Genomic DNA, 12,398 nt, shown 5'->3' on the forward strand with positions numbered 1-12,398 from the left:
TGAAAAAATATTTCTCGCTGATAATCAGCAAAAAAGGTCAGATGATTTAAACCATCTGACCTCATTTTTTGAGAACTGGCGAATAATGCATTAAATGCACGAACATTCGGCTGTTTTCTGAGCTCAGATGTGGTTTCCGTAAACGGACCTTCATCCAATTTATATTTTTGGCTTAATCTAATAAGCCCTTAGTTACTATACTTTAATCTCAACGTCAACACCGCTTGGCAATTCAAGCTTCATTAAAGCATCAACTGTTTTTGCGCTTGTAGAAAAGATATCTACCAGACGTTTGTAAGTACAAAGCTGGAATTGTTCGCGTGATTTCTTGTTAACGTGAGGAGAACGAAGAACTGTGAACTTTTCAGTTTTTGTTGGCAACGGAATTGGACCGCTAACGATAGCACCAGTTGCCTTAACAGCCTTTACAATTTTCTCCGCTGATTTGTCAACCAAATTGTGGTCGAATGAGCGAAGTTTGATACGGATTTTTTGATTCATTTTCTTTTATTATTTCCGGTTCTGAGAATATTTGAACGAAACAAGTTTCGACAATCCACAGGCGAAAGAACCATTGACTTCGCCAGCTTCTATATAAAAATGATCCGTTACCAGCTGCTGCTGATAGCGGACCATTTCATTTATGCTTTAACTAAACCTTTTGCTTTTTCAATTACGCTTTCTGCGATGTTGTTAGGAACGATCTCATAGTAAGCGAATGTCAGAGATGCTGTTGCACGTCCCGAAGACATTGTACGAAGATCAGTAACATAACCGAACAATTCAGAAAGAGGCACATCACATTTGATAACCTGAGCACCATTACGTGAATCCATTCCTCTCATTACACCACGACGACGGTTAAGGTCACCAGTGATTGGTCCTGTATATTCATCAGGTGTAAGAACTTCAACGTGCATAATCGGCTCCATCAATTTCGAACCTGCATGACGCGCAGCTTCTTTGAAACCAATTTTTGCTGCAAGTTCAAATGATAGTGCATCTGAATCGACATCATGGAAAGATCCGTGGAAAATACGCACTTTCAGTAGAGTCCAACGGATATCCTGCAAGTGCACCATTTGACATAGATGCTTCAAAACCTTTTTGGATCGGAGCGATAAATTCACGAGGAATAGTACCACCAACAATTTGATTTACAAACTGCAAACCTGTTTTTGGTTCTTTGCCTTCTTCGTTATCATCACGCGGTCCGATTTCGAATACGATATCGGCAAATTTACCACGACCACCTGTTTGTTTCTTGTAAACTTCACGGTGCTCGTAGTTCTTAGTAAGAATCTCTTTGTAAGCAACTTGTGGAGCACCTTGATTTACTTCTACTTTGAATTCACGACGCATACGGTCGATGATGATTTCAAGGTGAAGCTCACCCATTCCTTTAATAATCGTTTGACCAGTTTCTTCGTTACTTTCAACTTGCAATGTAGGATCTTCTTCGATCAATTTGGTAATTGCTTTTGAGAAGTTGTCGCTGTCAGCAGCTTTCTTAGGCTCGATAGCATAACCAATTACCGGCTCAGGGAACACCATTGATTCAAGAACGATTGGGTTCTTTTCGTCAGATAATGTATCTCCTGTTTTAATATCTTTGAAACCTACAACCGCACCAATATCACCCGCTTCAAGACGATCAATTTGATTTTGCTTGTTAGCGTGCATTTGGAAGATACGAGAGATACGCTCTTTGTTTCCTGAACGGTTGTTCAAAACATAAGAACCTGAATCAAGATATCCTGAGTAAGAACGGATAAAGCAAAGACGTCCTACATAAGGGTCAGTTGCAATTTTAAACGCTAGTGCGCAGAAAGGATCTGAATCCGTTGGCTGGCGAGAAATCTCGTTTCCAGTGCGAGGATCAGTTCCGATGATGCTTTCGCGATCTTGTGGTGAAGGCAAGATAGCCATCACGTAATCAAGCATCGTTTGAACACCTTTATTTTTGAATGAAGAACCGCAAACCATAGGAACGATTTTCATGCTGATCGTTGCTGCACGCAAAGCCGCAAGAATTTCGTCTTCTGAGATTGAAGTAGGATCTTCAAAATATTTTTCCATCAAAGTGTCGTCAAATTCGGCAACAGCTTCAAGCAATTTTTCTCTCCACTCAGTTGCTTCTTCAAGCATATCGTCAGGAATAGGAACTTCTCTGAATGTCATTCCTTTGTCTTCTTCGTTCCATTCGATACCACGGAAGTTAACCAAGTCAACTACGCCACGGAAAGTATCTTCAGCACCGATCGGCAATTGAAGAGGAACTGCGTAGCTTCCTAGCATCTCTTTAACCTGAGTACAAACTTTCAAGAAGTCTGCACCTGAACGGTCCATTTTGTTTACGAAACCGATACGGGCTACATTATAGTTGTTAGCCAGACGCCAGTTTGTCTCAGACTGAGGCTCAACACCGTCAACTGCACTAAAAAGGAATACAAGACCATCCAATACACGAAGAGAACGGTTTACTTCAACTGTGAAGTCAACGTGTCCCGGTGTATCGATAATGTTGATATGATATTTTTCACCACGGTAATTCCAGTCAACAGTTGTTGCTGCTGATGTAATAGTGATACCACGCTCTTGCTCCTGCTCCATCCAGTCCATTGTAGCTGCACCATCATGCACTTCTCCAATTTTGTGGCTTACCCCTGCGTAGTAAAGGATACGCTCCGTTGTGGTTGTCTTACCCGCATCAATGTGCGCAGCAATACCAATGTTTCTTGTTAATCTTAGATCACGTGCCATGACAGATGGTGATGTGTTATTTTATATTCGATGTGCAATTCACTCAGAAGCAATTTGAACTCAAAGAGGATGGCTAAAACGCACCACTTCTAAAAATTCAGAGCGCAAAAGTATAAATTGTTGATTATAAAAACAATTAGTTAAAGGTTAAATTTCAGAAAAATATTAAATAAAAATCGGAAGCCCGGTAAACCGAACTTCCGATCATTTAATATTCTGCAACTACTAGAATCTAAAGTGCGAGAACGCTTTGTTGGCATCTGCCATACGGTGCGTGTCATCTTTCTTCTTAACAGCAGCTCCTTCACCTTTTGCAGCAGCAATGATTTCACCAGCAAGACGGTCAACCATTGTTTTTTCTCCACGCTTACGTGAATAGTTGATCAACCATTTCATGCCCAGAGACTGCTTACGCTCAGGACGAACTTCCGTTGGAACCTGGAATGTAGCACCACCCACACGACGGCTTTTTACCTCAACAGATGGAGTTACATTGTTCAATGCTTTTCTCCAAGTTTCAAGACCGCTTTCGCTGGTTTTTTTCTCAACCAACTCCAACGCATCGTAGAAGATTGTGAATGCAATGCTTTTCTTTCCTTCGAACATCAGGTTGTTAACGAACTTAGTAACCTGAACGTCCCTGAACTTTCGGATCAGGAAGGATATATCTTTTCTTTGGTTTCGACTTTCTCATTTTGACTTAAAATTTTACACGAGGTTTCGTTTTGCAACTTATTCACCCAAGCCAGCAGCCTGGATTACTTCCCTTTTATCAGATTAATTCCTTAATAAAAGCAGAGAGAGTTACTTTTTATTTCTTTTTACCTTTTGTTGGTGCTGCTGCAACTTGTCCTGGTTTTGGACGCTTAGCACCATATTTCGAACGACGTTGTTTACGGCCATTCACACCAGCTGTATCCAATGCACCACGGATAATGTGGTAACGCACACCTGGTAAATCTTTAACACGACCACCGCGGATCAAAACGATCGAGTGCTCTTGCAAGTTGTGGCCTTCTCCTGGGATGTAGGCGTTAACTTCTTTGTTGTTTGAAAGACGAACACGGGCAACTTTACGAAGTGCTGAGTTCGGTTTTTTAGGCGTTGTCGTGTACACCCTGGTGCACACACCCCTACGCTGAGGGCAAGAATCCAAAGCCGGTGACTTTGATTTCCATGTAATGGTCTCTCTACCTTTACGGACTAATTGTGAAATAGTTGGCATTTAACAAATTGATTTTGATCTGGTTAATGCACCAGTCTATTGTTTTGAAAACAGTTTTCCCGAAAAATCGGACTGCAAAAGTAACAGTCTGCCATTGATTTACAAAACGTTACTTTCTTTTTTTAAGAAAACTACGATAACAAATAATTTCCAGCGTGACGAAAAGCCGTGTGAACATGCTTATATTGCTCAACGCAAGCACACTTTATGGGCCAAATAAAAATCTTGGCCCATCATATCCGGAATTTTATTTCCAAACGTTGTTTATTAGTATTGTCTTTCTATAACCCGGTGTGCGCGTCGAAACATTTGATTTTATACTTTACATTATGAAACTTTTTCGGAGTTACTTTACCCTCATAATTAGTCTCGTTACTATATGTGCGTATCTATCCGGCTGCAACTCGGCGATGCAGGCGTACAAGGACGGACAAAAAAAATTCGCAAATGGAGAATATGATCTTGCTATAAAAGCCTTTCAAAAGGCATCTGCTGCGAACGTTGAACCAGTTCAAACGGATTACCTGATTGCTGAATCCTACCGCCTTTCAAACCGTTTCAAAGAAGCCATTCCTTTCTATAAAAAAGCATTGGACGCAGGTTTAACCAATGCAGATGCCAAATTCCAATATGCTTATGCGTTGAAAACGGCCGGCCAATACGAAGAAGCTTCCAATCAATTTGCTGCATACGCTAAGGATTCAGCAGCCTCACAAAACTTACAGCAAAGGGCATTAAGAGAAATCGAAATTTTGCGCATTGCCGACCGGTTGCGTACAACCAAGATGGAGGTTGAGATTAAAGACATTCCACTCAATACAACAGGGTCTGAATTCTCCCCTACTATTCTTGGTAACGAGCTTGTTTTCTCAACTTCCAAAAAAGAAAAGATTTACAAAAACAATGGCCAGCCTATGCTTGGTCTATATAAGGTTTCACTTTCAGAAGATGCCGGGGCAACGCAAGGCACGCCCGTTTTGTTAAGCAATGACATTCTGGACCCGGATGCTAACGAGGCTTCGCCGGCTTTTTCTCCAGATGGAAAAACATTGGTTTTTGCACGCGGTAACACGGGCAAGAAAAATGGTGCATTGGACGTGGACCTTTATTTAAGCCGTAATGTAAATGGGCAGTGGACGGCGCCAGCTATTTTACCAATTAATGATTCCCTTGCATGGGACGGCTCTCCTGCCTTTTCACGTGATGGCAAAACACTTTACTTTGCATCCAATCGCGCGGGCGGCGCTGGCGGAATTGATCTTTACCGAACCAATATGGATGCGTCAGGCCGTTTTAGCAAGCCTGTAAATATGGGAAAAGACATTAATACTGCTGGCGATGAAATGTTTCCCTATGTTGCCGAAGGAGGAAAATTATATTTCGCTTCTGATGGCCACCCGGGTCTTGGCAAACTGGATCTTTTCTCCGCAACGTGTACGCAAGGTGTCATTTCAATCGAAAACATGGGCCTTCCGTTTAATAGTCCTCAGGATGATTTCGGGTTGGTTTTTTACAAAGACTTAAACAAAGGATTCTTTTCATCGAACCGGGAAGGTGGCAAGGGAGATGATGACATTTATTATTTCTCAGGGCCGGAAGAGGAGGATAGCACAACCATTGCGCGAAACAATGATCCGAACGATCCGTTAAATCCTAACAATCCAAAATACATTAATGGTAAGCCGAAAGTCGTAAGATATTTCCTTGCAGGGACCGTTTTGACGAATGGGACATCAACTCCCGTTGATTCGGCGATTATTCATATTTTACCTGACACTTCGGAAACGCAGATTGCTGAATTGCCGTCAAACTCGGAAGGTAAGTTTGGAAAACAGCCTTTGGAAGAAGGAAAATCATACAGTCTTTTGGTGCAGAGAAAGGGTTATATCAGCAAAAGAGAGCCTTTTTCAATGGATGGACGTTCGATCCCTCCTATTTTCCTGACCAAAGAACTTACGGATACGACATTCAATGTGACCATTAAACTGGACAAGTTGGAGCTCAACAAAACCTTTGTCCTGGAAAACATTTATTACGATTTAAATAAATACAACATTCGTCCGGATGCCGCCATCGAGCTGGATAAGCTTGTCCAGATCCTGAAAGACAATCCGACAATGAAGATTGAGCTCAGCTCGCACACGGATGCGCGTGCAACGGATGCTTATAACATGACGCTTTCCCAAAATCGTGCGGAATCGGCTGTAACTTATCTCAACAGCAAAGGAATTGACGCTGATCGGATGGTTGCCAGAGGATATGGAGAACGCGAGCTCATCATTCCAAATGCTAAAACGGAAGAGGAACACCAGCGTAACCGCCGCACGGAGTTTACAATTTTGAGTTACTAAATTTCATTCAGATAAGAGCAGCCCGATCCTTGCATAGCTTGGAACGGGCTTTTTTATTAAGCCCCGGCCCGATTTTCGTATGTTTGCATTTCTAAAAATTGATTTTTCAGATTTATTTATTTTGTATTAATGGCTCAGCGCATCATCTATTGGTTTAGAAATGACCTGCGTTTACGTGATAATGAAGCGCTGTTTTCGGCTGTGGAATCAGCCAGCGAGATTTTACCAGTCTACGTTTTCGATCCCAGACAATTTGACAAGACAAGGCTAGGTTTTCGCAGGACCGGCGCAATGCGTGGTCAATTCCTGATTGACGCCGTAGTTGATCTGCGAAACCGGTTAAGAGAAAAAGGCGGCGATCTGCTTATCCGGGTTGGAGACCCTGAAAAGATCATTGCGAAGCTCGCTGATGATTTTCAGGCGCAGTATGTTTACACAAGCAAAGAGATCGCTCCTGCTGAAACGCGCATTGAATCCTCTTTGAGTAAGCAATTGAAAACAGTGAACATTGACATTAAGCTGTTTTGGATGGATACGCTCATGCATGCCAACGATCTGCCATTTCCTATTGCAAAACTCCCGGCTAACTTTTCAGCGTTCAACGATAAGATTAAGGCACATTTGAATGTCAAGCAGCCATTGCCTGAACCACAAAAGATTACACTTCCGGATGGTTATGACGCTGGATCAGTTCCGACATTGCAGGAATTGGGCATTGAGCCAGATGAAGTCATTAATGAGCTTAAACCAACTCACAATAGCGCAGGCGAAACATTGGCACAAGATATTCTAAGCCAGTATATTGATGGTTATGTCAAAACAGGAAAGCAGTTCGATTCACAGGATCCGCTAACCGACACGCGGCTTTCTGACTGGCTCTCGTTGGGTTGTATTTCAGCGCGTTACATTTATTATCGTATCAAGAAAGAGCTTCCAGCCGGTTCGCAGGATGAACAAATGATTTTCAATCTGCTTTCGCGCGATTACTTTCACTGGACATTGCTGCGCTATGGCCCCCGACTTTTCAAACCAAGCGGTGTGAAACACAATTTCCTGCAACGCTGGGAAAATGACAATGCCGCTTACGAAACCTGGACTAATGGACAAACCACTGATAACCATGTAAATGAGCTGATGAACAAGCTTAAAGAAACCGGTTTTCTCACATCATCAGAACGAACAATATGTGCCAATTACCTGGTGAATGAGTTAGGTGTCAATTGGACTTGGGGTGCCATGTTTTTCGAAAGCCACTTGATGGATTACGAGGTTTCGGTCAATTGGGGAAGGTGGAACAACATTGCAGGCGTCGGGGAAAATTGATGCCAAACCCGCTAAAACATCAAAAAAACCTATTATCCGGTAATTTTAATGTACAAAATCGCCCTATGCCCGGCCATGTAGTTTTTCTTCAGGATTTTGCTAGCTTTGGGCAACTTTGAACAGATTCATTAACTCTAAACTGAATAAAAAAATGTCAAAAGGACTAATTGCAGTTATCGTCGTAATTCTTATTCTTGGATTCGTAGGCTGCGGTAAATATAATGGCCTGGTAAGTAAAGACGAGGTCGTAAAAGAATCATGGGCCAAAGTAGAAAGTCAGTATCAACGTCGTGCAGACCTTATTCCAAACCTTGTAAGCACAGTGAAAGGAGCGGCTGATTTTGAAAAATCAACATTAACAGCTGTTATTGAAGCGCGTAGCAAGGCAACACAAACTACAATCAATGCGGGTGATCTTACACCAGAGAACATTGCCAAATTTCAGGGCGCGCAAGATCAGTTGAGTGGCGCACTTTCCCGATTGCTGGTAACGGTTGAGCAATATCCGCAACTTAAAGCCAATCAAAACTTTCTTGATCTGCAGGCTCAATTGGAAGGCACTGAAAACCGCATTACGGTTGCCCGGAACGACTTCAACACCGTCGTAAAAGATTATAACCAGGAAGTGCGGACATTCCCTAACAACCTGTTTGCAGGCGTGTTCGGCTTTGCTCAAAAAGGTTATTTCACAGCCGCTGCTGGTTCAGAAAAAGCGCCGACCGTACAGTTCTAACACGCAGGTTGCGTTACCATTAAACAGATTTGTCATGGCCACAGATTCGCTCTTTTTTTCTGAAAAAGATCAGCAACTCATTATTGAGGCAATTCAGCAGGCTGAAAACCAGACTTCGGGTGAAGTAAAGGTGCATATTGAGAAGAAGTGCCCTACGCCGGATGTCATGGACAGAGCAAAAGAGGTTTTTGTGTTCCTTAACCTTCACAGGACAGCATTGCAAAATGGTGTCCTGTTTTATCTGGCTTACGAAGACCGCAAATTTGCCGTGCTGGGCGATAAAGGAATTGACGAAAAAGTGCCTGGTGATTTTTGGAACAGCACTAAGGACCTGCTTAGACAGCATTTTGCAAAAGGTCAGTTCAGAGAAGGCCTCGTTAGCGGGATAGCCGAAGCAGGCAATCAGTTAAAGGCACATTTTCCATATAAGTCAGACGACATCAACGAACTTCCGGACGACATTTCGTTTGGACATTGACCCTATGAAGAGAATCCTCATTGTTTTATTGCTGGTCGTCACCGCATTCATTCGCGCGGCCGCCCAGGATATTCCGCCCAAACCCAATCCGCCCCGACTCGTAAACGATTTTGCAAAACAGCTTACAGAGTCCCAAAAAGCGCAATTGGAGCAAAAGCTTGTTGCCTACAATGATTCCACTTCGTCACAAATTGTCATTGTCATTGTTCCCACAACCGGCGACTATCCCATCGCAGACTATGCATTAAAGATCGGACGCGAATGGGAAGTTGGTCAAAAGGATAAGGATAACGGGATCGTCCTGCTTTGGGCACCCACCGATCGCAAAGTTTACATCAGCACAGGTTATGGCTTGGAAGGCGCCATTCCCGATGCGATTGCGAAAAGGATCATTTCCCAGGTTATTACACCGCAATTTAAAAACGGTCAATTCTACGAAGGATTGAACCAGGGCGTTGACACCATTTTCAAATACGCAACGGGTGAATACAAAGCTGATCCCAAGGCAGCCGATGAAGACGGATCATTTCCACCACTTCTGATTTTGGTCATTGTCTTTATTGTTGTTATGATTTTTATGTTTAGAAATCGCAATAATGGCGGCGGACGCGGCGGTTTTGGAGGATTTGGCGGACCGATCATTTGGCCATATACTACCCATTCCGGGGGAGGAAGCTATTCTGGAAACTGGGGCGGTGGTGGTGACTCAGGCGGTTTCGGAGGCTTTGGAGGAGGAAGCTTCGGAGGAGGAGGCGCTGGCGGAGACTATTAATACATCCTCATTATCAATAGGTTAAAACGTATAACATTATATAAATCAAAGCGGCCTGGTGTAAGCAACGACTTGCATCAGGCCGCTTTGCTACGTTAAGCCTATCCATGACGTATAGTAGTGGCATAGTTTTTTGAACATATCATATAATTAATATTATTTAACCTAAACAAATTTCTATGGAAAGGAAAAATAACACCGGTCTCCTGGTCGGTTTGATCCTTATGACAATCCTCGCCGCAGTGTTCGGCTATTTGTATTACAATGAGCGCGGCGTAACCACAAAGCAACAGACCGACATTCAGACAAGAGTAAACGAACTTGCATCGGCTGAAATCAAACTCGATTCCATATCCAAACAACTGGATGCCAGAATACAGGAAGTTCAGGGACTTGGCGGCGACATTGAAGAATTGCAAAAAGTAAAAGCGAATCTTGAAAATGACCGCATTGCATTGCGCAAAGGCAATGTTACAATGGGCAAGAAAGTAAAAAGAATACGAAGCTTTCCTTACCAAAAAAGATGAAGAAATCGCGCAACTAAGAGAAGAAAATCAGCAGCTGATTAGTCAGAATGAAACGTTGGTTCAGGAAAAAACACAGCTTGAAACCACAAAACAAGCTATTAGTGATTCATTAAGCGGCGTCATTACAAAGAATACAGAACTCGAATCGAAGGTGACCATGGCAGCGGCTTTGCGTGCACGTAGCGTTAAGGTGTATGCGGTTTCATCAAAAGGTAAAGTTCGCGAAGGTGAAAATGTGAAAGCAAAAAGAGTGGATAAGGTCAGAGTCGATTTTATTTTGGAGAAAAATCCATTGACCCAAGCTACAACAAAACCATTTACATGCGCATTATTGACCCGACCGGAGCCACAATTTCGGACACAAAAACAGGTTCAGGCGTGTTTGATTACAATGGTCAGGAACAAGGATATACAATTAGTAAGGAGGTAACTTACGGCAACAATAACCAGGACGTAAGCATATTATATGACAGAGAAGCATCATTTCCATCAGGGAAATATACGGTTGAACTTTATGCCGAAGGATTTTCAATCGGCGAGGGCTGATTCTCAGTGAAATAAAGCCTTAGTAAATTAATAATTCGTTAAAAAGCGGTAATTGACCCAAGCGGTCGGTTACCGCTTATTTACCGTTACATTTATATTTCTGCTTATTTCCTATCTTGTGCGATAAAATTTTCAATAAATAACCCCTAAAACCAAATAAAACACTTCTCTTCTATGTCTGGGCAGATTTCTCAAAAACATCCCACAGGTTTGTACGTGCTATTCTTTGCTGAAATGTGGGAGCGTTTCAGTTACTATGGAATGCGCGCAATCCTGTTACTATTTCTACTAGATTCCGTGAGAGGAGGAATGTCCATGAATGCCGGAGAGGCCGCCGCAATCTATGGACTTTATACAGCTTCCGTTTATTTGCTGACATTGCCTGGAGGCTGGCTTGCTGACAACATTCTCGGCCAGAAAAAGCCATTTGGTACGGAGGAATCATAATCATGATCGGCCACATTATTCTGGCCATTCCCGGCGGTTCAGCCTTATTTTTTCTGGGGCTAACAACGGTTGCAGTCGGAACCGGATTATTGAAACCCAACATCAGCTCAATCGTCGGAGAGTTGTATCCCGAAGGCGGAGCACGCCGAGATGCAGCATTCTCCATTTTTTATATGGGCATTAATCTTGGCTCATTCCTTGGAATCGCCATTGTTGGTTACCTGGGAGAGCGCGTAAGCTGGCATATGGGCTTCGGTGCAGCTGCAATAGGCATGTTACTTGGCCTTGTTGTATTCCGCATCGGCAGTGCGCGTCACCTAATTGGAATGGGCGATGTGCCGCCTGCCAAAATTTCCACACCGGAATCCGTTGCACAATCCGGAACAAACAAAAAGCTTGGTTACGGTCTGATTGGCGCACTTGTTGTGCTTCTGTTCATTTTGCAAACTACCGGTGTCATCGATATGACTACCGCACAAGGATTAGCCAAAGGAGCAGGCGTTATCATCGTCATCATTTCCGCATCTTACTTCTTGTTTATCCTCATTGCTGGCGGACTTACAGCGTGTTGAACAATATCGCGTTCTGGTTTTGATCATTCTGTTTCTGGCCATATCGCTCTTCTGGGCGGGTTACGAGCAGGCCGGAACTTCCTTACAGATCTTCGCCGAGCGGCATACGGATAGAATGCTGGGCGGCTGGGAAGTGCCTTCGAGTTGGTTCCAGAACTTCCAGCCAACATTTGTACTGCTTTTTGCACCCGTCCTGGCCAGTCTCTGGATCTATCTTTCGGCACGCAACCGCAATCCCTCAATTCCGGTTAAATTCGCTGCCGGTTTAATCTTACTTGGGCTTAGTTTTTTCGTGATGGTCGCCGCTTCCAAGATCGCGGTTACAGGCCAGCTCACCTCTCCCATTTTCCTGACCCTTACTTATTTCCTGCATACGATGAGGAATCTGCAGTAAGTCCTGTTGGGTTAAGCTCTTACACCAAACTGGCTCCAAAGCGATATGTAAGCCAGCTTATGGGAATCTGGTTTGTAGGCGCATCGCTTGGAAACCTGATTGCAGGCATATTTGCAGGAGGATTTGATGAAGAGAACATTATGCAAATGCCGGCGCTGTTTAGTCAGGTTGCCATCATTACCACTGTATTTGGACTTATCCTTTTGGTATTCTGGAAACCGATTAAAGGTTGGATGGGCGGAATTTCCTAAATCAACAACTTAACTT

13 protein-coding genes and 2 pseudogenes are annotated in these 12,398 nt (G+C 43.2%); 11 read left to right on the forward strand and 4 right to left on the reverse strand.

Annotated elements, in window-relative coordinates:
- Positions 1-195: 195 nt before the first annotated feature.
- The 4 genes and pseudogenes from rpsJ to rpsL form a co-directional block, all read right to left on the reverse strand.
- Positions 196-501, reverse strand: a complete 306-nt coding sequence (gene rpsJ, locus AC0IYG_RS20115) for a 30S ribosomal protein S10 (RefSeq protein WP_026631228.1) — start codon at positions 499-501, stop codon at positions 196-198.
- 140 nt (positions 502-641) lie between these two features.
- Positions 642-2,763: pseudogene (fusA, locus tag AC0IYG_RS20120) on the reverse strand (elongation factor G).
- Between the two features lie 225 nt (positions 2,764-2,988).
- Positions 2,989-3,457, reverse strand: a pseudogene (gene rpsG, locus AC0IYG_RS20125) (30S ribosomal protein S7).
- Between the two features lie 117 nt (positions 3,458-3,574).
- Entirely contained in the window at positions 3,575-3,988 is a 414-nt protein-coding gene (rpsL, locus tag AC0IYG_RS20130) for a 30S ribosomal protein S12 (protein ID WP_026631225.1), read from the reverse strand.
- A 329-nt stretch (positions 3,989-4,317) separates the two neighbouring features.
- On the opposite strand from rpsL, the gene AC0IYG_RS20135 reads away from it, so the two are divergent.
- The 11 genes from AC0IYG_RS20135 (at position 4,318) to AC0IYG_RS20185 (ending at position 12,382) form a co-directional block, all read left to right on the forward strand.
- The gene (locus AC0IYG_RS20135; protein WP_471712852.1) at positions 4,318-6,339 is read left to right on the forward strand and encodes a CHU_0125 family OmpA-like outer membrane integrity protein; all 2,022 of its coding nucleotides are present in this window, start codon (positions 4,318-4,320) and stop codon (positions 6,337-6,339) included.
- 129 nt (positions 6,340-6,468) lie between these two features.
- Positions 6,469-7,662: a deoxyribodipyrimidine photo-lyase gene (locus AC0IYG_RS20140; RefSeq protein ID WP_471712853.1), complete on the forward strand. Its 1,194-nt coding sequence runs from the start codon at positions 6,469-6,471 to the stop codon at positions 7,660-7,662.
- A gap of 151 nt (positions 7,663-7,813) precedes the next feature.
- Positions 7,814-8,395, forward strand: coding sequence for a LemA family protein (locus AC0IYG_RS20145; protein WP_471712854.1), 582 nt, complete (start codon positions 7,814-7,816; stop codon positions 8,393-8,395).
- Between the two features lie 34 nt (positions 8,396-8,429).
- On the forward strand, positions 8,430-8,873 hold the full coding sequence (locus tag AC0IYG_RS20150) for a TPM domain-containing protein (protein WP_471712855.1): 444 nt from the start codon (positions 8,430-8,432) through the stop codon (positions 8,871-8,873).
- 4 nt (positions 8,874-8,877) lie between these two features.
- A complete protein-coding gene (locus AC0IYG_RS20155; protein WP_471712856.1) occupies positions 8,878-9,645 on the forward strand; it encodes a TPM domain-containing protein in 768 nt (255 codons plus the stop codon).
- 179 nt (positions 9,646-9,824) lie between these two features.
- Positions 9,825-10,172 (forward strand): hypothetical protein, encoded by a 348-nt coding sequence (locus AC0IYG_RS20160; RefSeq protein ID WP_471712857.1) that lies wholly within the window; start codon positions 9,825-9,827, stop codon positions 10,170-10,172.
- Positions 10,173-10,493: 321 nt separating this feature from the next.
- Complete coding sequence (locus AC0IYG_RS20165) at positions 10,494-10,718, forward strand: hypothetical protein (RefSeq protein ID WP_471712858.1); 225 nt, start codon at positions 10,494-10,496, stop codon at positions 10,716-10,718.
- A 174-nt stretch (positions 10,719-10,892) separates the two neighbouring features.
- Positions 10,893-11,165 (forward strand): hypothetical protein, encoded by a 273-nt coding sequence (locus AC0IYG_RS20170; RefSeq protein ID WP_471712859.1) that lies wholly within the window; start codon positions 10,893-10,895, stop codon positions 11,163-11,165.
- 2 nt (positions 11,166-11,167) lie between these two features.
- Positions 11,168-11,737: a POT-type proton-dependent oligopeptide transporter gene (locus AC0IYG_RS20175; RefSeq protein WP_471712860.1), complete on the forward strand. Its 570-nt coding sequence runs from the start codon at positions 11,168-11,170 to the stop codon at positions 11,735-11,737.
- Positions 11,712-12,131 (forward strand): POT-type proton-dependent oligopeptide transporter, encoded by a 420-nt coding sequence (locus AC0IYG_RS20180; protein ID WP_471712861.1) that lies wholly within the window; start codon positions 11,712-11,714, stop codon positions 12,129-12,131. The genes AC0IYG_RS20175 and AC0IYG_RS20180 overlap by 26 nt, the downstream gene beginning before the upstream one ends.
- 59 nt (positions 12,132-12,190) lie before the next feature.
- Positions 12,191-12,382 (forward strand): hypothetical protein, encoded by a 192-nt coding sequence (locus AC0IYG_RS20185; RefSeq protein WP_471712862.1) that lies wholly within the window; start codon positions 12,191-12,193, stop codon positions 12,380-12,382.
- The last annotated feature ends 16 nt before the right edge of the window (positions 12,383-12,398 follow it).

Source organism: Dyadobacter sp. AC419, assembly GCF_979253085.1.

Excerpts from the sequence above, each read along its gene's own strand:
- rpsJ (WP_026631228.1), bottom strand. The coding sequence starts at position 501 with ATGAATCAAAAAATCCGTATCAAACTTCGCTCATTCGACCACAATTTG.
- rpsL (WP_026631225.1), bottom strand. The coding sequence starts at position 3,988 with ATGCCAACTATTTCACAATTAGTCCGTAAAGGTAGAGAGACCATTACA.
- AC0IYG_RS20135 (WP_471712852.1), top strand. The coding sequence starts at position 4,318 with ATGAAACTTTTTCGGAGTTACTTTACCCTCATAATTAGTCTCGTTACT.
- AC0IYG_RS20140 (WP_471712853.1), top strand. The coding sequence starts at position 6,469 with ATGGCTCAGCGCATCATCTATTGGTTTAGAAATGACCTGCGTTTACGT.
- AC0IYG_RS20145 (WP_471712854.1), top strand. The coding sequence starts at position 7,814 with ATGTCAAAAGGACTAATTGCAGTTATCGTCGTAATTCTTATTCTTGGA.
- AC0IYG_RS20150 (WP_471712855.1), top strand. The coding sequence starts at position 8,430 with ATGGCCACAGATTCGCTCTTTTTTTCTGAAAAAGATCAGCAACTCATT.
- AC0IYG_RS20155 (WP_471712856.1), top strand. The coding sequence starts at position 8,878 with ATGAAGAGAATCCTCATTGTTTTATTGCTGGTCGTCACCGCATTCATT.
- AC0IYG_RS20160 (WP_471712857.1), top strand. The coding sequence starts at position 9,825 with ATGGAAAGGAAAAATAACACCGGTCTCCTGGTCGGTTTGATCCTTATG.
- AC0IYG_RS20165 (WP_471712858.1), top strand. The coding sequence starts at position 10,494 with ATGCGCATTATTGACCCGACCGGAGCCACAATTTCGGACACAAAAACA.
- AC0IYG_RS20170 (WP_471712859.1), top strand. The coding sequence starts at position 10,893 with ATGTCTGGGCAGATTTCTCAAAAACATCCCACAGGTTTGTACGTGCTA.
- AC0IYG_RS20175 (WP_471712860.1), top strand. The coding sequence starts at position 11,168 with ATGATCGGCCACATTATTCTGGCCATTCCCGGCGGTTCAGCCTTATTT.
- AC0IYG_RS20185 (WP_471712862.1), top strand. The coding sequence starts at position 12,191 with ATGGGAATCTGGTTTGTAGGCGCATCGCTTGGAAACCTGATTGCAGGC.